The following is a 22,062-nucleotide window of genomic DNA, read 5'->3' on the forward strand; positions in this document are numbered from 1 at the left end:
CGTGTAAGCCTTTTCCCCACATAGGAAGTGGTGCCCGCTGTACAGCGGGCACCGCCAACCTGGCCATCAAGCGGCGATGCAAAAAGTGAAGGTGTGCGACTTCCATTGTATTGCACCGGCAGATAGGTACTCGCCGGTAGCGCGACATAACAGACATGACATTAGCCTGGTTTCGAGTGCCCGCTTTCGGCCAAAAGCGGTCCTTTAAGGACTCAAGTCGAACCTACTTCGAAAGCCCGTTTGCGCCGTCGTCGACCTCACGCAAAATCCTCTCGAGCTCGGGCCGTGTCCACTTCTCCCAAGGAAATACGTCCCGGTCGTCGTCGCTGTGCCAATACTCGCCTGCATCAAATGCCTGGTAGATAGAGAATGCCGGCAGGGGCATATCCGCGTGCATGGACAAGTCGACGATATCGCTGATGACAGTATTCATCACCTCATCACAGGAATGAAAATCGCGGGAGCCTGTAATAAACAGTCTTGCTACTGAGATCGCCAACTGATTCAAAAGATCGCGACTGTCGATCTGTAGGTGCTCACACATCACACCTAACTCGGTATTTGGAGCACTTTCAATGACCGCAAGTACGTAATTAAGGTTGGCATCACTCAGACCTTTGTTCATGGGATGAAAGTACTCTTCAATTCAGTTACGCGATGGACTCAGGACAAGCTTGTCAGAAAACTTGTTGCCAGATGTGCTGCCGAGCGTCCGCTTTGGTTCGAAAGCTGTCCTTTAGGACAGAAATTTAAGGCTTGGAGACGAACCATCATTGCCAGAGAACACGATTGGTCCAGCAAGGAAAGTCACCTACTGATCGTGCACCCAAAGGCTTTGGTCACTTCAACATGACGAGTACCGTAAATATAACTTTTACCTCCGTTTACATCCGGTGATGTTCCACCAAGAAGTCCACGAACAATCGCACTCGTGCTGGCATTGCTGCCCTACCTACGAACACCGCATGAATCGGTTCCTGGTCCCCGGGGTTCCAGGTTTCCAACAGCGCGACCAGGGCACCGCGCTGTAGATCTTCGCTCACGGTGAACTCACCGATGCGTGCAATTCCGGCGCCGACTCGCGCGAGTTGTGCCAGTGCTTCACCACTGCTGCACTCGATGTTGCCGCTGACTTTCAGGGAAAACTCTTTTCCATCGCGAACGAACGGCCAGTTGGGTTCGGCACGCCGGAAATTAAAGCGCAGGCAGTTGTGCTTTAGCAGGTCTTCCGGTTCCTGGGGGATGCCATGGCGCTGCAGATACTCGGGCGAGGCCACCACTACCTGGCCGGTGTCGCCGATCCGGCGTGCGGTCAGCGGGCTGTCGGGTAGATGGCCAAAACGGATCGCGACGTCGGCCTGTCCACCGAGAATGTCGACCACCTCGTCGCCGAGTGTGAGGTCGACGACGATGTTTGGGTAACGGGCGCTGAATGCTGCGACCAAGGGAACGATGGCCAGCCGGCCATGGCCAAGGGCGGCACTGACGCGCAATCGCCCTTTGGGTACGCCCTGATCGGCGATGGCTTCTTCGACTTCGTCCATGTCGGCGAGGATGCGCCGAGCGCCACGGAGGAATGCTTCGCCTTCGGCAGTGAGGGTGATCGCTCGAGTCGTGCGCAACAACAAGCGGGTGCCAAGACGTTGTTCGGTGCGCGCGATGATCCGACTGACTGCCGAGGGTGTAAGGCCCAGTGCACGCGCCGCAGCTGACAGGCTGCCTTCCTGCGCCACCGTGGTGAACACGCTCATTTCACCCGACCTGCCGTTGAAATCCACTTGTGCCTCCTGCGCAAAGGTGATTGCCAAAAATGCTATCTACCGCTTGAAAAAAGAGGATCGTAGCATCTGCGGCATAGATAAGGAGCCTTCCATGCGTATCAATCCACCACTTGTCGCGCTCGCCATCGGTGCCTTCGGCATCGGCGTAACAGAATTCGCCCCCATGGGCATGTTGCCGGGTATCGCTGCGGACCTAGGCGTTTCCATTCCCGCGGCCGGTTTGCTGGTCAGTGCTTATGCGCTGGGCGTATTGCTCGGTGCACCGCTGATGACCCTGACTACCGGCAGGATTCCACGGCGCTATCTGCTGATCGGGCTGATGGCGATTTTCACCCTAGGTAATCTGATGTCAGCTCTGGCCACGGATTACTACAGCCTGATGGTTGCAAGGGTGGTGACTTCACTGAACCATGGTGCATTTTTTGGCGTCGGCTCCATCGTCGCCGCCAGCGTGGTCGCCCCCGAAAAACGTGCCGGAGCGGTTGCGGCGATGTTCATGGGCCTGACGCTGGCGACCATTGGCGGTGTGCCGCTGGCCGCCTGGTTTGGTGAACTGTTCGGTTGGCGAACCGCGTTCTGGGGGATTACCGGCCTGGGCTTGGTGACCATGGCCGCGTTGTGGTTCGCGCTGCCTGACGTGCGGGCGTCGCAAAGCGTTGGTGTCATGGCGGAAATTCGTGTGCTGGGACGCGGCCCGGTGTTGGCTGCGCTGGCCCTGACCGTAGTCGGCTCGAGCGCCATGTTCACCGTCTTCACCTACATCGCACCGATCCTAAACAGCGAGACCCTTGCGTCTAGCGCCTACATCACTGCCATGCTGATGCTTTACGGTGTCGGGTTGACGCTCGGCAACATGTGGGGTGGCAAGGCTGCTGACCGCTCGATAGATCGCACCCTGATCGTCTCGCTGAGCGTGCTGATTCTGGTCTTGTTGGCGTTCGCCGTGCTGATGCGCTGGCCACTGCCGGCCGCCGTGGCCATCCTGATTTGGGGGATCGCCAGTTTTGCCCTGGTGCCGCCGCTACAGATGCGCGTCATGGAAGCCGCTAAAGACGCGCCCAATCTGGCCTCGGCGGTGAACATCGGAGCCTTCAATTTTGGCAACGCGATTGGTGCAGCGCTGGGCGGAGCAGTGATCAACGTAGGGCTGGGTTATCCGGCGATTTCCCTGGCTGGAGCGGCGATGGCAGGCTTGGGGTTGCTGATGGTGTTGGCTTTGGCCTGGCGTTCCAGAAAGGTTGAAGCACTAGCGGTTTGACGACGATGGCGGGAGAGTGATTTGTTACCCACGAGGCGTGGCGGCAGGTTGTACGTCCCACGCCTGATAACTCAACCTCCAACATCGCTGCGACAGATGCTCCTACATTGCTTCTGCACAACTACCATGCAATCGGTGCTGAAATACATCAGGTCACGAAAAGGTTTTCAGAGAATGGCGTAAAGGATGCTGCTCTCAATGCAAGTAAGGTGATGGAGACATTGGGGACAAATGCGCAAGCGCTAACAGAAGCGATTCTGCGACTACAACAGGTGTAGGAAGTTGCTGTTGAATCTGCGGTTTGGACGATGACCACCAACAATTTTTACACCTTCACTCGCTGCAGCAGAGCCTTATGATTTATTAACGATGCAACTCAAACTGTTGAGTGCCTTTCTCGCATCGGTTTCAGATATGGTTAGTCTAGGGTGCCAGTTGACACTGAGAGATTTTACGTCAACAGAACGCACACCAGTAAAGCTCAGCAGAGAAGTAAACGCCTTCTGCCCATTACCTCGTAGCCATGAATACAAAAAACTTTCTTCATTGCATTTTAGGTAGATCCTCCAAGTTGACGCCCTGGCTAGTTCTAAGCAAAGACACACTTCGCATCCTGCACCATTTTTGGCGTCTCGCACAAATGATGTTACGGCCTCTCTAGCTTCTGAGGCGTAACGCTTTTGATATTTTACAAAAATCACAAATCTAACTTTCATATAACTTCCGCTCGCTGATGGTTTGAGCATGGACTGAGGGGTTTTTATCAGATAAAAAATCGACACTAAAATTTTCCATTCTTACAAGTCACGAGTTTAAACAGCGCACCTCAAGGATCATCACGCGCTCATTAAGTTGCTCGTAGCGCCTTGCTTATTGCAAGGCACCACGACTGGCAATTTACTTTGGATTTATAGTGTTAAAAACCTCGCCATATCTTCCATGCAATTCGGCATCACGATCATTGCGGACACGCTCAATGATAATTTCCCCGTTCTCAGATTCAGACTTCATTAGTGCTTCCATCGTTTCACTAATAAAATCGGCAAGGGGCATGGCTCTAGGATCTTCGCTTTGATGGGGGCCAGTTAATTGGGTTCTGACATACGGAGGCGCCAGCTCTAAAACCTCAACCCCCAAATTTCGCAACTGATAGCGAAGTGATTGAATCCAAGAATGCAAGAAGGCTTTGCTCGCGCAGTAACTTGGAAAATTTGCCCGAGGGACAAAGGCCAGGCTTGATGTGGTTATTATGATGGTGGACTTTCTTTGCTTTAATACTGGCAGCGCAGCATTTACAGTACGAAGAACCCCAAGTATGTTGGTGTTAATTATATCTTCCGCCACGGAAATATCACAATCATCATCAGTCAAATCCTCCGGTTTCATGATTCCCGCATTTGCAATGAGCACATCAATGTCCGGAAATCTATTCTCGATACTGGAGGAGAGTTTTGCCAACGAATTTTTATCGTTCAAATCCAGTTCAAGTCCTAAGATTTTTGGTCGGGCAAGCTTCATCTCGTTTATTAAATCCAGCTTCCTGCCGGCAACAATCACCGTATTTCCCAGATCATAGAATGATTCGGCAAGCGCTCTCCCAATGCCGCTAGTCCCACCAACAATCAGTATTGTGCTTTCATGCATTTTCATAAGTCAGTTCTCGTTAATATTTTGAGTGTTTAGGCTTCAAGGGAAACTGGTTGCTTCTGATTGCTTACCCACCTCTCGTTTTTTAGCGTTGTCGCAATGCCGATAGCCAAACCGGCAGATAAAAAGCCAAACATGAATACACTTGCGTAGCCAAATTGCTGTGCCAAGCATCCAGCCAAAGGTCCGGTTAATCCATACGCTAGATCTTGAAAGGCAACAAAGCTTCCTATTGCGACGCCCTTCATATCTGCTGGAATACGTTTCAATGCGTCTGACCCCATCGAAGGAAAAACGAGAGAACATCCCATGCCAGTAAATAGCGCGCCGGCGAGCGCATAGATCGGGTTTAAGGAGCTCCATATTAGAACTAGTCCCGCTATCTCAACGACTAGTGAAATCAGAGCAACTTTTTTTCCGCCGATACGATCAGGTAATCCACCTAGTAGAACTCTAACTAATACAAAGCCTATTCCGAAAAAACTAATGCCTAGCCCGGCCCACTCCCAGCCTTTGAAATGAAAATAAAGAGGGAAGAAGGCACCTATGACCGCAAAGCCGACGCCTTGCAAACCGACAATTGCCCCATGCTTCCAGATTATTCTTACTGCGTTATACATTGTGTATGACTGAGGTTTATTCAGTACTTTTGGAGCAGCAATAAAACACAACATAAACACCGACACCATTGGCGCTATCGCACATGACAACATTAATGAGCGAAACCCAAAGGAGTCCATAAGCCATATGCCCACAGGTGCTCCCACAGCAAGGGAGGAATATATGCCGGCACCAATAATGGACATGACTAACCCAGTTCTGGAATCGCCCGAAGATAAAATGCACCATGAAAGAATTGCGACAAGAGCGAGGCTTTCACCGACTCCTAATAGAGCTCGCCCTGTAAGCAGGGTAGTAAATTCCAAAATTGGCATACTCACTAAGAGAGAAGAGGCCAAGCAAATAATTGAGGAGGTCGTTAAGACTCCCGCGCCAAGAAATGCAGTTTTCTGAACCCCGTAAGTATCGGAGAATCTACCTGCCCAGCCACGACTAAATATCGTAGCCAGAAAGGGAAGACTTACCACAACGCCCGCGGCTACATCTCCCATTCCTTTGGACTGGGTTATGTATAAGGAAAAAGCTGACATCGACATTGCAATGGCGAGATAGCTGATAAACAGCGCTATCGCCATCCAAATTAGAAAACCGAGATTTTTTTTAATCGATACGCCCGACATGAACATCTACTCGAAGTGAGTGACGTCTAGGTGAACTGTTGGTGCGCGAGAGGAAAAAGTTAACCAATAGCGACCCACAGTAACATAGTAGTCACTGTTGTCGCGTTGGCTAACGGAAACGCTTACGACTGAAGAACATCAGTGCGCGAATACTATTTTTTGGAATAAACCCTGTCAACAACCGTTAATCCATTTTTTACGTTTTGATACAGTCGCCTCCGCGAATGAGGTGGCCACAACGGCTTTTCGGGGCATCCGCAGCAAGATTGGAGGGGAGGCTTTTGCCAAGAGATGACAGCAATATTCAGTCCGTCAAATATAGAAAGCAGCTGGAAACGAGCGACTGCTTCTGGCCTGTTAGCGACCCTTCCTCTGGTCAGCCATCCTTGTCCTTCGACACGTGGAGGACTCGTCATGAACATCTTCGCTCCCTGCAGCTGCCAGCCTTGGAACAAAGGAAAACTGGTCGGGCAGAAAGCTCCACTCAGCCTGAGAGATATCTGGGCCATCCGGGTAAGGCTTCAAATTGCAGAGCGAACCCGTGATCTTGCGCTCTTCGATCTGGCCATCGATAGCAAGCTTCGGGCCTGCGACTTAATTGAGCTTCGTGTGCGCGACGTCGCCCATGGCGAGCACGTATCGCCACGCGCCATTGTGATGCAGCAGAAAACGTTGCGGCCAGTGCAGTTCGAGATCACCGAACAAACACGGTTTGCGATCGCGGCCTGGATACACCAGGCCCAACTCCGGAGCGAGGACTGCCTATTTCCGAGCCAGCTGCATACCTCAGACCATCTATCAACACGTCAATACGCACGTATCGTCAAAGGCTGGGTGGAAGCAGTTGGCCTTGATCCAGCCATGTATGGCACTCACTCAATGAGGCGTACGAAGGCATCGCTGATCTATCGCAGGACGAAGAATCTGCGAGCGGTTCAACTGCTGCTTGGCCATACTAAGCTGGAGAGCACAGTTCGATATCTGGGAATTGAAGTCGACGACGCCCTAGAGATGACGGAACAGACCGAGGTTTGAATATGCATAGCGACGGTCGAGCCCTGACCGTCGCTAACCGGCCAGAATCTGACATTGCCGGCGAAAACCCGCATGTCTATGAGAAGGGCAGTGGGGCAGCCATTCGTCAGCAGGACGAAAAGCCCCTCCTTGACAGGCAAGCTATCTGGGCAAATACTCGCCGCAAGATTCATATAGATGACTAGATAACAAGGTGAATAAAGTCGATGAATTCTTTATCAAGTGATGCCCGACTGCCGCTGTACCAACGCCTGCGTGACCAATTGGCTGAGCAGATTGCCAATAATCGCTGGCGTCCGGGGGAGGCGATCCCTACTGAAGCGGCGCTGTCTGCGGAATATCAACTGTCCACCGGCACGGTGCGCAAAGCGATTGATGCGTTGGTTAGTGAGGGCATTCTGGAGCGTCAGCAAGGGCGAGGGACGTTCATTCGCCGGGCGCAGTTTCAATCCTCATTGTTCCGTTTCTTCCGATTCCAGACTGTTTCCGGTGAGCGCCAGGTCCCGGAGAGTCGCATCCTCTCGATCGAGCCCATTGCCGCACCTTCGGCCGTAGCGCAAGCGCTCGGGTTGCCCGCCGATGCGCCGGTCATTCGTATTGTCCGTGTGCGTCTGCTCGATGTTAAGCCGGTGCTCGCCGAAGAAATCTGGTTACCCCGCCAGCGATTTCAGGCGCTGCTGGAGATCGACCTCAGTCGCGAAGGGCCGCTGCTATATCCGATCTACGAAGAAGTGTGCGGACAGGTTGTTGCATCGGCCGAAGAAACGCTGACCGCTGAATCGGTGAATGACGTGCATGCCCGATTGCTACAGGTAGCGGTCAACAGTCCGGTGATCGTGATCGAGCGTTTGGCCCGAGATTACGCGGGTAGCCCGCTGGAATGGCGTCGCTCGCGCGGCCACGCGGAGCACTTCCGCTACAGCGTGGATATTCGCTGACGCCTGCCTGCGTAGCGGAGCGTAGATCGCCGCGCGATTTCTGTTTGTTTGCCAAAGCTGACCCTGTCGCGGTGCGGTTGGCTGTCGGCTGCCTTGCGTAACACCTATAAGGATAAGAATCATGTTCAGCTGGTATCGCCAAGTCACTCCTCGGGAGCGCAAAACGTTTTGGGCCTGCTTCGGCGGATGGTCGCTCGACGCGTTGGAAGTACAAATGTTCGGTCTGGCGATTCCGGCGCTGATCGCCGCTTTCGCGCTGACAAAGGGCGATGCCGGATTGATCAGCGGCGTTACCCTCGTCACCTCGGCACTCGGTGGCTGGGTGGGTGGGACGTTGTCTGACCGCTATGGCCGTGTGCGCACGTTGCAGTTGATGATTTTGTGGTTCTCGTTCTTCACCTTTCTCTCGGCCTTCGTCACGGGCTTCAATCAGCTGTTGGTGGTCAAAGCGCTGCAGGGTTTCGGGATTGGCGGGGAGTGGGCGGCCGGCGCGGTGCTGATGGCCGAGACGATCAATCCGCACTATCGCGGCAAGGTAATGGGCACTGTGCAAAGTGCCTGGGCGGTGGGTTGGGGCCTGGCGGTCGGGGTGTTCACGCTGATCTATACTTGGGTGCCACAGGACATGGCCTGGCGTGTGATGTTCCTTGTCGGGTTGCTGCCGTCGTTCCTGATCATCTGGGTGCGTCGTAACGTTGAGGAGCCGGACAGCTTCCAGCGTCTGCAAAAAGAGAACGCCATCCCGCAGAGTTTCTTCAAGTCGCTCGCCGGCATTTTTCGCCCGGAACTGATTCGCGTGACCCTGTTTGGGGGGCTGCTTGGACTGGGCGCGCACGGTGGCTATCACGCGGTAATGACCTGGTTGCCGACCTTCCTCAAGACCGAGCGCAATCTGTCTGTGCTGAACTCGGGCGGCTATCTGGCGGTGATCATCATCGCCTTCTGGTGTGGTTGTGTGGCCAGCGGCTATTTGATCGATCGCATTGGCCGTCGTAAAAACATTGTGCTGTTTGCCTTGTGCTGCGTGGTCACGGTGCAGTGCTACGTATTTTTGCCGCTGACCAATACGCAGATGCTGTTCCTGGGGTTCCCGTTGGGGTTCTTCGCCGCCGGTATTCCGGCCAGTCTGGGAGCGCTCTTCAACGAACTTTACCCTGCCGATGTACGCGGCGCCGGCGTTGGCTTTTGCTACAACTTTGGCCGGGTGCTGTCCGCTGTATTTCCATTCCTGGTCGGGCACATGAGTGACTCCATGTCGCTGGGTTCGGCGATTGGTATCGATGCCGGGATCGCCTACGGCGTGGCGGTGCTTGCCGCACTTTGCCTGCCTGAAACCCGGGGCAGGGACCTTGAAGCCAATGCCCCCTCCGTTTCGGCCGGTATCAACGGCAATCAACGCGCTCGGGCGTGATGATCCTAACCTTCAGTAGATAAAACCCATGTCAGATACCCGCCCCAAGTCGATCACCGGCATCGACTCCCATGCCCATGTGTTCAACCGTGATCTGCATCTGATCGGTGCACGGCGCTACACCCCTGAGTACGACGCCACGCTTGACCAGTACCTTGAGCATTTGCAAACGCATGGTCTGAGTCACGGTGTATTGGTGCAACCAAGTTTCCTTGGCACCGACAATAGCTACCTGTTGGCGGCGTTGAAGCAAGCGCCGCAGCAGTTGCGCGGTGTGGTGGTGCTGGAGCCAAGCGTCAGTCGTTCTACCTTGAATGACATGGCTCGACTGGGCGTGGTCGGCGTGCGCTTGAACCTGATCGGCAAGGCGTTACCTGATTTTCGTGATAGTGCCTGGCAAGGGTTTTTCAGCGATATCGCTGATCTCGACTGGCATGTCGAGTTGCACCGGGAACTCAAGGATCTGCCGGGCCTGATCCAGCAATTGACGCCGTTCGGCGTGAAGTTGGTGATCGATCACTTGGGGCGGCCGGACGCGAATGCGGGTCTCGATCAGCCCGGGTTTGGCGAGTTGCTTGAGGCCGGATCGAAAGGTTCGCTCTGGATCAAGGTATCGGGAATCTATCGTTTGGGAGGTACGCCACAACAGAACATTGATTTCGCTCGAAGGGCATTACCGTTGCTGGAACAAAGCTTCGGCCTGCATCAGTTGGTATGGGGCAGCGACTGGCCGCATACGCAGCATGAGCAAAGCATCGGTTTCGCCACCGTCGTCGACCAGTTGCAAGCCTTGGAACTTTCGGCGCAAGCCAGCGACTCGCTGCTGGTGCAAGCGCCTCGAAGGTTATTCGGTTTTTAGAAAGTCGAACGCTGAAACTTAGCCGTTGCAGATGCCATTCATCTCACCCACTTACAAGAATTTGGGCACCAGCTCAACCGAGAACCTTTCATGACTCCCTTAGATATAGATCTGTTACTGACCGCATTGATCAGCGTCCTGGTGCTGGTAGCGCTGATCGTCTCGCGCCTCAAAATGCACCCGCTGCTGGCTTTGCTGGTAGTTTCCGTCGGCGTAGGCTTTGCAACCGGTATGGAGCCAGATGGCATCGTCTCCCACGTGGTCACCGGTGCCGGCAAGACACTGGGGGCAGTGGGGGTGGTCATCGCGCTGGGGGCGATGCTCGGCAAAATTCTTGCTGACGCCGGCGTCACCGAGCAGATTGCTGCGGTCATCCTCAAGCGCACATCGGATCGGATGATTCCGTGGGCGATGATGATGGTCGCGTTTGTGATTGGCATTCCAATGTTTTTCGAGGTCGGCCTGGTGATCATGCTGCCGCTGATCTTCAGCGTGGCGCGCAAGCTGGAAAGTCAGGCGCGCTTCAAGGGTTCGGCGTATGTCTATGTGGGCGTTCCGGTGATTGCCGCACTGGCCGCCATGCACGGTATGGTCCCGCCGCACCCTGGCCCGTTGACGGCCATCGCCGCGCTGAAAACCTCGGTCGGGCCGACCATGCTCTATGGTTTCCTGGCGGCTATCCCGGCCATGATTTTAGGCGGCCCACTGTATGGCGCATTCATTTCCCCGCGCATGAGCACTCGGCCAGATCAGGTGTTGCTGGATCAGTTCACCCTGACTGAAAAAGCCGACGATAAACCAAGCCCCAGCGTATACCTTGGCGTGCTGGCAGCCTTGCTGCCAGCGATCCTGATGCTGATCCATGCCGTCGCCGAGATGGTATTGGCCAAGGACAATGCGCTGCTGAAAATGGCCGGTTTCCTCGGCAATCCGCTGATAGCGATGCTGCTGGGCGTGCTGTTCGCCGGGGCCAGTCTGGTACTCGCGCGCGGCGGCGATGCGGGGCAATTGCGCGACTCGCTGGGCAAGAGCCTCAAGCCAATCGCCTCGATCATCATGATCATCGCCGGCGGCGGTGCCTTTCAGGAACTGCTGACCAGCGCCAAGGTGGGCGATGCGATTGTGCACCTGACTCAGCAGTCGGCGTTCCCTCCGCTGATCCTCGGTTGGTTGATCGCCATGTTGCTTTCGGTATCTACCGGTTCCGCGACGGTAGGTATCGTGGGGGCTGCCGGTTTGCTGGCTCCGCTTGCCGGTGCTGATCCCAGCCTCAACCTGCCGCTGCTGGCCTTGTCCATTGGCTGCGGCTCGCTGTTCTTCAACTACGCCAACCATGCAGGTTTCTGGATGGTGAAGGAATCCTTCGGCATGACGATGGGCGAAGCCACCAAGACTATTTCGGTGGTGCAATCGATCGTCGCCGTGGTCGGTTTGATTGTGGTGTTGCTGTTGAACGTGGTCGTGTAATGACCTGAGGCGGCGTCAAATCAGGACGCCGCCATCTGTGAAACCCCTTTTTGGCCGTCGATCAGGCGCGGCAGTTGCAGCGGATTGGACTCGCGCAGTACCTCACCGACCGCTTTCGGCCAGAAGCGGCCCTTGGTTACTTACGAAATCAGGGCCCATTCAGTAGCCGTGGCAGGAAGGTCGGTGTTGGTTGTCAGAAAATCCCGCAGGCGGCAGCTGCGGAATAGTCAGAGCCAGCGGCGAACCTCGGCCTTGTAGCGTCGGTACTCGTCGCCGAACTTCGCTTCGAGATAGCGCTCCTCGCGAGCGATCACGTGCCTCTGGATCACGATCAGCACCAACGGAAGCAAAGCCAAGACGATCGCTCTGTCGAAGCCGACCGCAATGCCGGCATAGACAAGCGCCATGCCAAGATACATCGGATTGCGGGTCCACCGATAAGGACCGGTCGTTGCGATGAGGGTCGTTGGTCGCGACGGCGGAACGTGGGTGCCCAGGCGCCGGAAGAGCCCCGCCGCCGCAAGCATCGTCGCCGCGCCGGCAGCGAACAGCAGCGCGCCCGTCGCGACCAGCCACCACCGGTCGATGCCGAAAGAGCGCAGGGCGACGAACCGCTCCGCCGCCAGCCCCAACAGCAGCGCTCCCAGATAGATGAAGGGCGGAGGGAAGCGCACCCCCGCGCTGTCCGGTTCGACGGCCATGTTCGTCTCCTCTCTATGCGCTCAAGCCAGCATCGACTGCTGGGCGAAAATACCCGCCATCGCGCCCTGCGATGATGCCTGGGTGACCGAGGGCAATATGGGCGTGGAGAGATCGCCGGCGGCGTAGATGCCGGGCGTGCTGGTTTGGCGACGCTCGTCGACCTTGAGCACGACGCCAGTGGGCGTATCCATCGTGGCAAGGCCCAGCGATTCATGCAGGTTTGCGGACGGCTTGTTGCGCGGATGAGCAAACAGGATGTCGACCGCGACAGTGGAGCCCGTGTCGAGGTTGACCGTGGCGATATGCCCCTGGTGATGGGCGATCTCGACGATCCGCCCATCGACGACAGGTATGTTGCGGTGCGCCAGATCGGCCCGGATATCAGGCGCAATGTCGTGACCATCGGCAAAGACAGTCAACCTGTCGGTCCAATCGAGGAACAGCCTGACCTGGTTGTGCGATTGCGGGCCGGACCACACGAGGCCCCAATGCTGGCCGGCGGCTTCAAAGCCGTCGCAATAGGGGCAGGGGACGATGGACGTGCCCCAACTCTCGGTATAGCCTGGAACATCAGGCATCTGGTCGGCGACGCCATAGCTCAGGATCACGCGGCGGGCCCTTAGGCTTTCGTGATCGTCAGTGACAACGCAGAAATCGTCGATTACGCCAGAAATTTTCTCCGCCCGGGCAATGACTAGCCTGACCGTTGGATAGCGCGCCAGCTGCTGTCTCGCCGCAGCGAGTATGTCCAGCGGCGGCGTGTGATCGTGACCGAGCAGACCATGCGAATGGCCGGCAAAGCGGTTACGCGGCCGGCTGGTATCGAGAACGATGACCTTGCGACGGGCACGGCCGAGCTGCAAAGCGGCGGCGAGACCGGCAAAACTTCCGCCGATGATGATGACGTCATTCATGGTGATGGGCTCCGCGGGAGGGGGCAGGTTGTAACCTAGCCTTTGGATTGCAAGTTTAGGATACTGGATGGTATCGTAAATCTTAAATTAAGATACTGTAAAGTACCAATATTATGACCGAAACCATACAGGGCCGGCGCGGCCGACCCACCAACGAGGCGCTTGCCCAAACGATACTCGACGCCGCGAGCGAACTTTTTGTGGAGTTGGGTTTTCAAGCGACGACGTTGGACAAGGTCGCCCAGCGGGCGAAGATATCCAAGCTCAGCATCTATAGGCGCTTCGAGAACAAGGAGGCGCTGTTCAGCGCAGCCATCGCGGCCGGCTGCCAGCAGTCGTTTGCACCTCAGGCCCTGCTTGAAGGTGCCGAAGGTTCGGTCGAAGACCAACTTATGGCGGTGGGAACATCACTACTGCGCACGCTGTTGAGACCAGACGTCAGCAGTATCGAAGCCATGGTTATGGCCGATAAAACGAGCCAAAACGCCTTGAGCAAGCGCCACTACGAAGCCGGCGCCGCCCATGTCATCGCCGACATCGAGGCCCTGTTGCGCCAACTTCACGCGAAGGCGCTTCTCAACGTGCCCGATCCCCTCCAAGCTGCCCGCTTGTTTGCCGCGCTCTTCAAAGGGGCCGACCTACTGATGATCGCCCGCTTCGATCAGGCGAGAGTAGAGGACGAAATCGAATCCTATTGCCGCTCGGCCGTCGCCATGTTCATCGCCGCGCACGGTCGCAGCGACCATGCGGGTGGATAGTATTTAATTGCTCCGGAGCAGCTTGGCCTAGGCTTGGGTTTGCGCTTCAGGGTTCGCAGCGGGATCACAGGATGCGTCCGATAACTAGTGCAAGTACTCAGCATCGTAGCCTGAATCGACCATCGACTCCTTCAAGCTGCTGTCTCTGGCCAGGAGCGGCTGCTATTGGCCCAGACTGTGTGAAAACGGCTTCGGTGGGACGTGTTGCCGGTTTGTCAAAAAATGCGGCGCCTTGTAGGAACTCCCACTTTTGTGCAAGGATTCGTTATGACTAAATTTATTCCAAGCAATCGCCATCATCATCACGGACCTCGCTCAGGGTGCCGCGGTTGCGTACGCTCATCGATTAATCAGAGTTCGAAACATCGACTCTGACAATTCAGTGAACCAAACCAAGGCGCCAATGGCGCCTTTTTTATTGCCTGTAAATTGGAGATTTTGAAAATGACTATGCTTCGTGGAACTCGAATAGTGACTGGGAAAGAAGCTGCAATCATGCGTGAGATAGAAGGCAGTTTTCGGAGCTATCTTCATCGATGCCGGAGCTGAGGAGGCCATAGTTCCTGCGCTATGGGGCCAAGACACTTTTATTGAGAAAACCGGCGGGAGTGAAATTATCGGACAAATGTGGGCCTTCAATGACAAGGCCGGACGCCCTTGCTGCCTCATCCCAGAAGCAACTGCGCTCTTTCAGGAGCGCAACGATGTGCTTCTCGGGTCACGACAAGAAGCGATGTTTTTCTATGTAGCGCGATGTTACCGGTATGAACGACCCCAAGCCGGTCGTTATCGCGAATTCACTCAACTGGGACTCGAAATTCTTAGTCCCACACCGGCACAGGCTTTGGAGCGTAGCCAAACAATCTGCACTGGCTTTCTTGATTCGCTGGGATTGGAATATGAACTCAGTCTCGCAGTGAAGCGTGGACTAAGTTATTACCTTGAGGGGAATGGCTTCGAGGTGCGTTGCCCCGTATTGGGCGCACAACAACAAGTTGTCGGCGGCGGAGCCTATCGAGAAGGAGCTGGGTTCGGCATCGGACTAGAACGGTTGGTGCTGGCCTCAGGAATGACACGGAGTCTGTGATCTTTAAGGCGTCTCCACCAGGAGGCGCTTTCAAACCAGACAGGGCGAAATGGTATTGGATTGTCTAAACTTCTTTCGTTGAAATCGTAGCGAAGGCGATCATGACGCGATTCATCGAAGGCGAGGCGCGAACTCAAGTCACCTTGCTGCCGGAGTGTCTGGACGATTACGTAGTCGAAGAAAATCCAGTGCGCGTGGTCGATGTTTTCGTCGATGAACTCGACTTGGGCGCACTTGGTTTTGAGGGCGTCGATCCTGCCGCAACTGGGCGTCCGGCCTACCACCCGGCGGTCTTGCTGAAGATCTATATCTACGGCTACCTCAATCGGATTCAGTCCAGCCGCCGGCTTGAGCGTGAGGCCGAGCGTAACGTCGAGTTGATGTGGCTAACGGGGCGTTTGGCTCCGGACTTCAAAACCATTGCCGACTTTCGCAAAGACAACGGCAAAGCCATTCGCAGCGTATGCCGCCAGTTCGTAGTTCTTTGTCGCAACCTCAATCTCTTCTCCCAATCAATCATCGCCATCGACGGCAGCAAATCCACGAAAGTCCAGACCAGCAGATCTCCCTCACAGACCCAGATGCACGCTCAATGGCCACGAGCGGCCGAGGCACCGGAACGGTTGGCTACAACGTACAAACAGCTGTCGACGACAAACACCACCTGATCATTGCCCACGAGGTGACCAACGTTGGTAATGATCGTGGGCAACTGAGCAATATGGCGAACCAGGCGCGTGAAGAAATCGAGGCTGAATCGCTAACGGTGGTGGCCGACCGAGGATATTACAAAGGTCTGGAAATCCTTGCGTGCGAGCAAGCCGGCATCACTATCTTCGTACCGAAACCCTGACATCTGGCAGCAAAGCTGAAGGCAGATTCGGCAAGCAGGATTTTACCTATCTTGCGGCGTCAGACGAGTATCGATGCCCTGCGGGGCAGTTACTAACCCGGCGGCATTCGTCGATGGAAGACGGCATGCTATTGCATTGTTACTACTTCTCGGGCTGCCGGTCTTGCTCAATGCAAAAGCAATGTACGACGGGTAAGGAGCGCCGGGTGAAGCGCTGGGAACATGAGGCGGTAATCGACGCGATGCAGGTTCGGCTGGAACATGACACGGGGAAGATGAAGGTTCGCCGCCAGACTGTTGAGCATCCTTTTGGAACGCTCAAATACTGGATGGGTAGTACCCACTTCCTGACCAAAACTCTGCCAAGGATGAGCACTGAGATGAGTCTTCATGTGCTCGCCTACAACCTCAAACGAATGATGAGCATCTTCGGTATCGCAGAACTGATTGAGGCGATCAGGGCTTAATCCAGCCGGTTGCTCGCCCGTAAGTAGCCGTTTGGGCCGCTGACGCGGCCCAAACGGCATTACGAACTTCTATGTCACTTACTAAGCTAAGTCGCGCTTCCGCCCGCTGATTCCATAGGCAACCCTCGCGACTCTCACTTTTCGAAGTATTTAGCGCGTTTTCAAACAGCCTGGGCCGATAGCGGACTTTGAAGACCGATACGTAGAATTCCTGCCTATGTTCAATCGGCCCTACACCTAGCCTAGGCGTGGGCACCTTTTCTTGCCACTTCGGAAACCGGGTCCCTATGGCCTGGGTCCACCGATCCTTTCTGCCTAGCTAGACGAGGCGACCATTAACAGTGATAGATTCATGTCAATCTGTAGCATATCTACTACGTCCGCTCCGTCATGCTTTATCCACGTACCGTACTATTAACTGATCATCTTTCCGTGAGTATGGCCCAACTGATCGGCGATCCAATCGACCGGCGCACGTGGCGGCCAGACCTCTCTACATACTGGCGTCTGTCTTGTCTTAGAATACGGGATCCTACAGCCCGATTTCTTTCCTCAATTTATTTTGAGGTGCTGATTTTTCTGTTTTGGAACGGAAAAGAAATCTATGTGAAGCGGAAAAATTATGAGTATAAGCTATTGATTTAAAAGAAGAAATTATGGATTTAAAGTCCCCGCTCGTAAGGGCGTGCCGGTTCGATTCCGGCTTCGGCACCATGAATATCAAGGGCTTGCATGAGATACCTCATGCAAGCCCTTATTTTTTTCGCCTAGACAAATGCCTGTCCGGCGAAACCCCGAGGCAGACGCTGCAGTCCGACCATTTCGGTCAATCGCTCGATCCATTCGCTTCGCCAGTTGCCGCTCGAATGCGCGGAATTGACCCGACGGGCTGCCCGCCGAGCTGCGTTACGCTGGTCTTTTCGTGCATTTTTGTAGGCGTCGGTGCTGCGGCAGCTGCGACACTTCACTCGGTTGAGTTCGCGGCTAGAGGAGAGGTTGTGACCTTTGTGACCGCAAGCCAGGTGTCCGTCGACTTTAAAGTGGATGACCATAAAACGTCTCCTTGGTGACGTGTAAAGGCTTTGACCTTTCACGACCAAGGGTGTTCGGCGAATCTGGCTATCGCGCCATCAACCGGCGAGAGGCGACCAACCAACTGCGTTGTCGCTCAACCGCCAGTTCGGATTCCGCGTGGATTATCTGAAACGTGGCAGCGGCCGATCAACAGGCTTGAGCGCCGACAGCGTGCTGCGAATCAGCGGAGTGTCCTTCTCGATGTCGTTCAGGCGATCGCGGATGCGCAGGGCAGTCGGGTGTCCGCCCTGATGATCGACCCAGTCGGCGATCTCTTTGCAAGCCGCCGCGAGGCGCGCCTCCCGAGCGTCGAGCAAGGTGAGGAGGGTGGTGATGGACTCTCTTTCGGACATGTGACACCTCCGTCAGGAAACTGCTGTGGGCAGCAAAAAGCCCGCGCAGCGCGAGCTTTCTACCGTCGGGGTGCTGCTCCTTCAGCTCGTTTCAGTATAGACCGGCAAATGAAAGGCATCAGCCGGAGGATTCCTGGGCAACAACCCGGGCGCTGACGGCGTTCAGCCGGTCACATTCGCTTCGGGCCTGCTCTTCGTGATCGTAGCCATCGCCGAGGAAGCCACCAGTGCGCGTGTCGCAGATGCGGAACCAGCCTTGGGCTTCGGCAGGTTCATGGAGACTTTCTCCGGCGCGGCGACCGTGGATGATGATCTTGTTGCAGCGCTTCACGACGAAAATGTCTTCCATGGCGTCACCGCAGCTGATTCGTATCAGATCAACTATAGAAGCCCTGACCAATCGTGCAAAAAATAGACAGGTCAGTTCGTCGGTTGCGGGTGTCAAAGGAAAACGTTCGGCGACTTCAGGGCGCGGCGACCTCGCTCATCCGCTCGAGGAACAGCGCCAGCGCCACTTCCTCCTTGCGCAGGCCCTTGCGCACCCGAGGCTTTGGCAACTCGGCCAGCGCCCCGAGCATGAAGCTCTCTACGACCGCCGGGTGGATGTAGCACTTGCGGCATACTGCCGGGGTGTTGCCGAGCTGTCGTGCGACACCTTTCACCATGTCGACCACGTGCCGCTTGGCCTCGGATTCCGACTCCCATTGCAGTTCGCGCAGTACCGCCAGGGCCAGGGCGCTGCCGGCCCAGGTTCGGTAGTCCTTGGCGGTGAAGTCGGCGCCGGTCAGGGTTTGCAGGTACGCGTTGACGTCAGAAGAACTGATGGTGTGTCGTTCGCCGTTTTCATCCAGATATTGAAAGAGATTCTGCCCTGGAATCTCCAGGCAGCGCTTGATGATCCGCGCCAGGCGCCGATCCCTGACGGTGATCTGGTGTTCGATGCCGCTTTTGCCGCGAAACTGGAACAGGATTGCGCTGCCGTTCACCTCGACGTGGCGACTGCGCAGGGTGGTCAGGCCGTAGGAGCGGTTGTCCCGAGCGTATTGGGTGTTGCCAACGCGAATCAGCGTGGCATCGAGCAGCGTAATCACCGTGGCCATGACCTTGTCGCGACTGAAGCCCGGCGCCGCCAGCAGCGTTTCCAATTGTTTGCGCAGTTTGGGCAGCGCCAGCCCGAACTCCCGCAGACGCGAGTATTTGTCGGCGTCGCGTACTTCGCGCCAGCGCGGGTGATAGCGGTATTGCTTGCGGCCTCGGGCATCGCGTCCGGTGGCTTGCAGATGGCCACGCGGGTCGGCGCAGATCCACACGTCGGTGTAGGCGGGTGGTACCGCCAGTGCGTTGATGCGTTTGATTTCGTCTGTGTCGGTAATGCGCTGACCCGCCGCATCGAAGTAGTAGAACTTGCCACGCAGTTTTTTGCGGGTCAGGCCTGTCTGAGTGTCATCGACGTAATGCAGATCCGCAGGCAAAGCATCGGTCAGCGCGGTGTCGGGCATGGCGGTTTTCCTTGGCAGGCAATCAGCTGTTACAGCGATTGACCGCGCGCCATGGCCGTCGTGCCCGCCGATTTACGCCAGCACTGCGACCGCTTTGATCTGTGCCCAGAGTTGCTGGCCCGGATGCACGCCGAGGTGATCCCGCGAATAGCGGGTGATGCGCGCCAGCAACGGCGTACCACCGGCATCCAGGCGGATCAGCACGTGGGCGGCGTTATCGGCCGGTTGTTCGCTGACAACAGTGACCGGCAGACGATTGAGGATGCTGCTGAACTCATTCCCTTCCAGCGTCAGGCTGATGTCGCGGGCCTGTACCTTGCAACGCAAGGCCTGGCCGGTCGCCATCGGTGCGTGGGTTACGCGAATGCTCAACAAGGTATCCGGCAGTTGCAGCGTGAGCAATTGGTAGTCGGCATCGTAGGCACTGACCAGACCCTCGATGATCACGCCAGCGTCATCGCCCATGGCCAGCGGCAGGTCGAGCCGGGCCAGGGTTTCGCCGATCGGGCCGCTGGCGAGGGCCTTGCCGTCGCTGAGCAGTACCAAGTGATCGGCCAGACGCGCCACTTCATCCTGGGCGTGGCTGACGTACAGCACCGGAATGTCCAGTTCGTCGTGCAGGCGTTGCAGGTAAGGCAGGATTTCGCTTTTGCGCTGGCTGTCGAGGGCCGCCAGCGGCTCATCCATCAGCAGCAGTTTCGGGCTGGTCAGCAGCGCACGGGCGATGCCGATACGCTGGCGTTCACCACCGGACAGGTGCTGCGGATGGCGTTCGAGCAGATGGCCGATGCCCAGCAGTTCCGTGGCTTGCGCCATGTCCACCCGGCGCTGGGCCTTGGCGATGCGCTTGAGGCCGAATTGCAGGTTGGCCAGCACCGAGAGGTGCGGGAACAGGCTGGCCTCCTGGAACACATAGCCGAGCGCCCGTTTATGCGGAGGCACGAAAATGCCTTTGTCGCTGTCCTGCCAGACCTCGTCATTGATCTGGACAAAGGCCTGTTCGGCGCGCTCCAGCCCGGCAATACAGCGCAGGCAAGTGGTCTTGCCCGAACCGGATTGGCCGAACAGCGCCGTCACGCCGCGACCGGGCAGGTGCAGGTCGACGTCCAGGCCAAAGCCCGAATAAGTCAGTTTCAGACGCGCATCAATCATCGATCAACTCCAGCCCGCGCGGGTCTTGCGGCTGGAGTAGAGCGCCAGCAACACCAGGAACGAAAACACCAGCATGGCCCCGGCCAGCCAGTGAGCTTGCGCGTACTCCATGGCTTCGACGTGGTCGTAGATCTGCACCGAGACGACCCTCGTCTTGTCGGGAATATTGCCGCCGATCATCAGCACCACGCCGAATTCACCGACGGTATGGGCAAAGCCGAGGATCGCCGCTGTAATAAAACCGGGGCGCGCCAGTGGCAGGATCACGCTGAAAAAAGTGTCCCAGGGATTGGCACGCAAAGTCGCGGCCACTTCCAGCGGGCGGGTGCCAATGGCGGAGAAGGCGTTTTGCAACGGCTGCACCACAAACGGCATGGAATAGAGCACCGAACCGATCACCAGTCCGGTGAAGCTGAATGTCAGAGTGCCCAGCCCCAGCCACTGGGTAAATTGGCCGAGAAAGCCGTTCGGACCCATCACCAGCAACAGGTAAAAACCGATGACCGTGGGCGGCAGGACAAGGGGCAGGGCGACGATCGCGCCAATCGGTCCGCGCAACCAGGAACGGCTGCGCGACAACCAAAGGGCAATCGGAGTGCCGACGACCAGCAGGATCGCAGTGGTCAGGGACGCCAGTTTCAGGGTCAGCCAGATCGCCGCGAAATCGGCACTCGTCAGCGACATTTAGAGCTGGTAACCGAACGACTTGATGACCGCAGCAGCTTTCGGACCTTTGAGGTATTCGACCAGCGCCTTGGCGGCGGCGTTGTCCTTGCCTTTGTTCAGGATGACTGCATCCTGTTTAATCGGGTCATGCATGCTCGCCGGGACGATCCACGCCGAACCGCTGCTGACTTTGCCGTCCTTGTAGATCTGCGAGAGGGCGACGAAGCCCAGTTCAGCGTTGCCAGTGGAAACGAATTGATAGGCCTGGGTAATGTTCTGGCCTTCGACGATTTTGGCTTTGGTCGCCTCAGTCAGTTTCAGCTTTTCCAGCACCTGGGTGGCGGCCAGGCCGTATGGCGCGGCTTTCGGGTTGGCGATGGACAGGTGCTGGAATTCGTTTTTCTTCAGCACGTCACCTTTGGCGTCGACGTAGCCTTCTTTGGCCGACCACAGCGCCAGGGTGCCGATGGCGTAGGTGAAGCGCGAGCCTTTGACGGTGTCGCCTTCTTTCTCGAGTTTCTCCGGGGTGGTGTCGTCTGCCGAGAGGAACACTTCGAACGGCGCGCCGTTTTTGATCTGGGTGTAGAACTGGCCGGTAGCGCCGTAGGCGGCGACCAGCTTGTGCCCGGTGTCTTTTTCGAAATCGGCGGCGATCGCCTGGATCGGTGCGGTGAAGTTGGCCGCGACGGCAACCTGCACTTCATCGGCCTGCGCAGCGCCGATGGCGAATACCGCCAGCAGGGAAGCCAGGCAGGTAGGGGCAAAACGTGAGGCACGAATCGTCATGTAACAGCTCCGTTGTGGGCAAGTGCAGTGGGCAGTGGTTGTTGGGGGTGGACTGCGCCGTTGCGAGGGGTGAATCGCTATATATCGGAATATATAGCGAAATGCCGCTAAACG

General features: G+C 56.4%; 21 protein-coding genes and 1 pseudogene. 9 read left to right on the forward strand and 13 right to left on the reverse strand.

The genetic code is table 11. The annotated features are described in order from the left end of the window. Positions 1 to 223: 223 nt before the first annotated feature. Both KVQ74_RS04525 and KVQ74_RS04530 read right to left on the reverse strand, forming a co-directional pair. Complete coding sequence (locus KVQ74_RS04525) at positions 224 to 625, reverse strand: hypothetical protein (protein ID WP_217829795.1); 402 nt, start codon at positions 623 to 625, stop codon at positions 224 to 226. A gap of 259 nt (positions 626 to 884) precedes the next feature. Further along, the gene (locus KVQ74_RS04530; protein ID WP_217829796.1) at positions 885 to 1,778 is read right to left on the reverse strand and encodes a LysR family transcriptional regulator; all 894 of its coding nucleotides are present in this window, start codon (positions 1,776 to 1,778) and stop codon (positions 885 to 887) included. 94 nt (positions 1,779 to 1,872) lie between these two features. On the opposite strand from KVQ74_RS04530, the gene KVQ74_RS04535 reads away from it, so the two are divergent. After that, complete coding sequence (locus KVQ74_RS04535) at positions 1,873 to 3,039, forward strand: MFS transporter (protein ID WP_217829797.1); 1,167 nt, start codon at positions 1,873 to 1,875, stop codon at positions 3,037 to 3,039. 897 nt (positions 3,040 to 3,936) lie between these two features. Here KVQ74_RS04535 and KVQ74_RS04540 read toward each other — a convergent pair. Continuing rightward, positions 3,937 to 4,689, reverse strand: a complete 753-nt coding sequence (locus KVQ74_RS04540; protein ID WP_217829798.1) for an SDR family oxidoreductase — start codon at positions 4,687 to 4,689, stop codon at positions 3,937 to 3,939. Between the two features lie 29 nt (positions 4,690 to 4,718). Continuing rightward, on the reverse strand, positions 4,719 to 5,927 hold the full coding sequence (locus KVQ74_RS04545; RefSeq protein WP_217829799.1) for an MFS transporter: 1,209 nt from the start codon (positions 5,925 to 5,927) through the stop codon (positions 4,719 to 4,721). Positions 5,928 to 6,341: 414 nt separating this feature from the next. Here KVQ74_RS04545 and KVQ74_RS04550 point away from each other — a divergent pair, with 414 nt between their 5' ends. The 5 genes from KVQ74_RS04550 to KVQ74_RS04570 all read left to right on the forward strand — a co-directional run bounded on the left by KVQ74_RS04550 (position 6,342) and on the right by KVQ74_RS04570 (position 11,637). Then, on the forward strand, positions 6,342 to 6,962 hold the full coding sequence (locus tag KVQ74_RS04550) for a tyrosine-type recombinase/integrase (protein WP_217829800.1): 621 nt from the start codon (positions 6,342 to 6,344) through the stop codon (positions 6,960 to 6,962). A 206-nt stretch (positions 6,963 to 7,168) separates the two neighbouring features. Continuing rightward, entirely contained in the window at positions 7,169 to 7,900 is a 732-nt protein-coding gene (locus tag KVQ74_RS04555) for a GntR family transcriptional regulator (protein WP_217829801.1), read from the forward strand. A 121-nt stretch (positions 7,901 to 8,021) separates the two neighbouring features. After that, a complete protein-coding gene (locus tag KVQ74_RS04560; protein WP_217829802.1) occupies positions 8,022 to 9,311 on the forward strand; it encodes an MFS transporter in 1,290 nt (429 codons plus the stop codon). A gap of 28 nt (positions 9,312 to 9,339) precedes the next feature. Beyond that, the gene (locus KVQ74_RS04565; RefSeq protein ID WP_217829803.1) at positions 9,340 to 10,170 is read left to right on the forward strand and encodes an amidohydrolase family protein; all 831 of its coding nucleotides are present in this window, start codon (positions 9,340 to 9,342) and stop codon (positions 10,168 to 10,170) included. A gap of 90 nt (positions 10,171 to 10,260) precedes the next feature. After that, the gene (locus KVQ74_RS04570; protein WP_217829804.1) at positions 10,261 to 11,637 is read left to right on the forward strand and encodes a GntP family permease; all 1,377 of its coding nucleotides are present in this window, start codon (positions 10,261 to 10,263) and stop codon (positions 11,635 to 11,637) included. Between the two features lie 227 nt (positions 11,638 to 11,864). Here KVQ74_RS04570 and KVQ74_RS04575 read toward each other — a convergent pair whose 3' ends face one another. Both KVQ74_RS04575 and KVQ74_RS04580 read right to left on the reverse strand, forming a co-directional pair. Then, complete coding sequence (locus KVQ74_RS04575; protein WP_217829805.1) at positions 11,865 to 12,338, reverse strand: methyltransferase family protein; 474 nt, start codon at positions 12,336 to 12,338, stop codon at positions 11,865 to 11,867. A gap of 21 nt (positions 12,339 to 12,359) precedes the next feature. Continuing rightward, entirely contained in the window at positions 12,360 to 13,253 is an 894-nt protein-coding gene (locus KVQ74_RS04580; protein WP_217829806.1) for an NAD(P)/FAD-dependent oxidoreductase, read from the reverse strand. 113 nt (positions 13,254 to 13,366) lie between these two features. Here KVQ74_RS04580 and KVQ74_RS04585 point away from each other — a divergent pair, with 113 nt between their 5' ends. The 3 genes and pseudogenes from KVQ74_RS04585 to KVQ74_RS04595 all read left to right on the forward strand — a co-directional run bounded on the left by KVQ74_RS04585 (position 13,367) and on the right by KVQ74_RS04595 (position 16,418). Beyond that, positions 13,367 to 14,011, forward strand: a complete 645-nt coding sequence (locus KVQ74_RS04585; protein WP_217829807.1) for a TetR/AcrR family transcriptional regulator — start codon at positions 13,367 to 13,369, stop codon at positions 14,009 to 14,011. A gap of 526 nt (positions 14,012 to 14,537) precedes the next feature. Further along, complete coding sequence (locus tag KVQ74_RS04590; RefSeq protein WP_217829987.1) at positions 14,538 to 15,098, forward strand: HisS family protein; 561 nt, start codon at positions 14,538 to 14,540, stop codon at positions 15,096 to 15,098. Between the two features lie 101 nt (positions 15,099 to 15,199). Continuing rightward, positions 15,200 to 16,418 (forward strand): annotated as a pseudogene (locus tag KVQ74_RS04595) (transposase). Positions 16,419 to 17,185: 767 nt separating this feature from the next. Here the strand turns inward: KVQ74_RS04595 and KVQ74_RS29270 are convergent. The 7 genes from KVQ74_RS29270 to modA form a co-directional block, all read right to left on the reverse strand. After that, complete coding sequence (locus KVQ74_RS29270; protein ID WP_225929860.1) at positions 17,186 to 17,470, reverse strand: hypothetical protein; 285 nt, start codon at positions 17,468 to 17,470, stop codon at positions 17,186 to 17,188. A gap of 144 nt (positions 17,471 to 17,614) precedes the next feature. After that, the gene (locus KVQ74_RS04605; RefSeq protein ID WP_217829809.1) at positions 17,615 to 17,845 is read right to left on the reverse strand and encodes a hypothetical protein; all 231 of its coding nucleotides are present in this window, start codon (positions 17,843 to 17,845) and stop codon (positions 17,615 to 17,617) included. 118 nt (positions 17,846 to 17,963) lie between these two features. Beyond that, a complete protein-coding gene (locus KVQ74_RS04610) occupies positions 17,964 to 18,194 on the reverse strand; it encodes a hypothetical protein (protein WP_217829810.1) in 231 nt (76 codons plus the stop codon). Between the two features lie 115 nt (positions 18,195 to 18,309). After that, the gene (locus KVQ74_RS04615) at positions 18,310 to 19,344 is read right to left on the reverse strand and encodes a DNA topoisomerase IB (RefSeq protein ID WP_217829811.1); all 1,035 of its coding nucleotides are present in this window, start codon (positions 19,342 to 19,344) and stop codon (positions 18,310 to 18,312) included. Positions 19,345 to 19,416: 72 nt separating this feature from the next. Then, a complete protein-coding gene (gene modC, locus KVQ74_RS04620) occupies positions 19,417 to 20,496 on the reverse strand; it encodes a molybdenum ABC transporter ATP-binding protein (protein ID WP_217829812.1) in 1,080 nt (359 codons plus the stop codon). A 3-nt stretch (positions 20,497 to 20,499) separates the two neighbouring features. Continuing rightward, entirely contained in the window at positions 20,500 to 21,180 is a 681-nt protein-coding gene (gene modB / locus KVQ74_RS04625) for a molybdate ABC transporter permease subunit (RefSeq protein WP_217829813.1), read from the reverse strand. After that, on the reverse strand, positions 21,181 to 21,948 hold the full coding sequence (gene modA / locus KVQ74_RS04630; protein WP_225929861.1) for a molybdate ABC transporter substrate-binding protein: 768 nt from the start codon (positions 21,946 to 21,948) through the stop codon (positions 21,181 to 21,183). Positions 21,949 to 22,062: the final 114 nt, after the last annotated feature.

The organism is Pseudomonas botevensis (assembly GCF_019145475.1).
Lineage (GTDB): Bacteria > Pseudomonadota > Gammaproteobacteria > Pseudomonadales > Pseudomonadaceae > Aquipseudomonas > Aquipseudomonas botevensis.

Coding starts and splice junctions, on each gene's coding strand:
- KVQ74_RS04525 (WP_217829795.1), bottom strand. CDS start 625: ATGAACAAAGGTCTGAGTGATGCCAACCTTAATTACGTACTTGCGGTC.
- KVQ74_RS04535 (WP_217829797.1), top strand. CDS start 1,873: ATGCGTATCAATCCACCACTTGTCGCGCTCGCCATCGGTGCCTTCGGC.
- KVQ74_RS04540 (WP_217829798.1), bottom strand. CDS start 4,689: ATGAAAATGCATGAAAGCACAATACTGATTGTTGGTGGGACTAGCGGC.
- KVQ74_RS04545 (WP_217829799.1), bottom strand. CDS start 5,927: ATGTCGGGCGTATCGATTAAAAAAAATCTCGGTTTTCTAATTTGGATG.
- KVQ74_RS04550 (WP_217829800.1), top strand. CDS start 6,342: ATGAACATCTTCGCTCCCTGCAGCTGCCAGCCTTGGAACAAAGGAAAA.
- KVQ74_RS04555 (WP_217829801.1), top strand. CDS start 7,169: ATGAATTCTTTATCAAGTGATGCCCGACTGCCGCTGTACCAACGCCTG.
- KVQ74_RS04560 (WP_217829802.1), top strand. CDS start 8,022: ATGTTCAGCTGGTATCGCCAAGTCACTCCTCGGGAGCGCAAAACGTTT.
- KVQ74_RS04565 (WP_217829803.1), top strand. CDS start 9,340: ATGTCAGATACCCGCCCCAAGTCGATCACCGGCATCGACTCCCATGCC.
- KVQ74_RS04570 (WP_217829804.1), top strand. CDS start 10,261: ATGACTCCCTTAGATATAGATCTGTTACTGACCGCATTGATCAGCGTC.
- KVQ74_RS04575 (WP_217829805.1), bottom strand. CDS start 12,338: ATGGCCGTCGAACCGGACAGCGCGGGGGTGCGCTTCCCTCCGCCCTTC.
- KVQ74_RS04580 (WP_217829806.1), bottom strand. CDS start 13,253: ATGAATGACGTCATCATCATCGGCGGAAGTTTTGCCGGTCTCGCCGCC.
- KVQ74_RS04585 (WP_217829807.1), top strand. CDS start 13,367: ATGACCGAAACCATACAGGGCCGGCGCGGCCGACCCACCAACGAGGCG.
- KVQ74_RS29270 (WP_225929860.1), bottom strand. CDS start 17,470: ATGGTCATCCACTTTAAAGTCGACGGACACCTGGCTTGCGGTCACAAA.
- KVQ74_RS04605 (WP_217829809.1), bottom strand. CDS start 17,845: ATGTCCGAAAGAGAGTCCATCACCACCCTCCTCACCTTGCTCGACGCT.
- KVQ74_RS04610 (WP_217829810.1), bottom strand. CDS start 18,194: ATGGAAGACATTTTCGTCGTGAAGCGCTGCAACAAGATCATCATCCAC.
- KVQ74_RS04615 (WP_217829811.1), bottom strand. CDS start 19,344: ATGCCCGACACCGCGCTGACCGATGCTTTGCCTGCGGATCTGCATTAC.
- modC (WP_217829812.1), bottom strand. CDS start 20,496: ATGATTGATGCGCGTCTGAAACTGACTTATTCGGGCTTTGGCCTGGAC.
- modB (WP_217829813.1), bottom strand. CDS start 21,180: ATGTCGCTGACGAGTGCCGATTTCGCGGCGATCTGGCTGACCCTGAAA.
- modA (WP_225929861.1), bottom strand. CDS start 21,948: ATGACGATTCGTGCCTCACGTTTTGCCCCTACCTGCCTGGCTTCCCTG.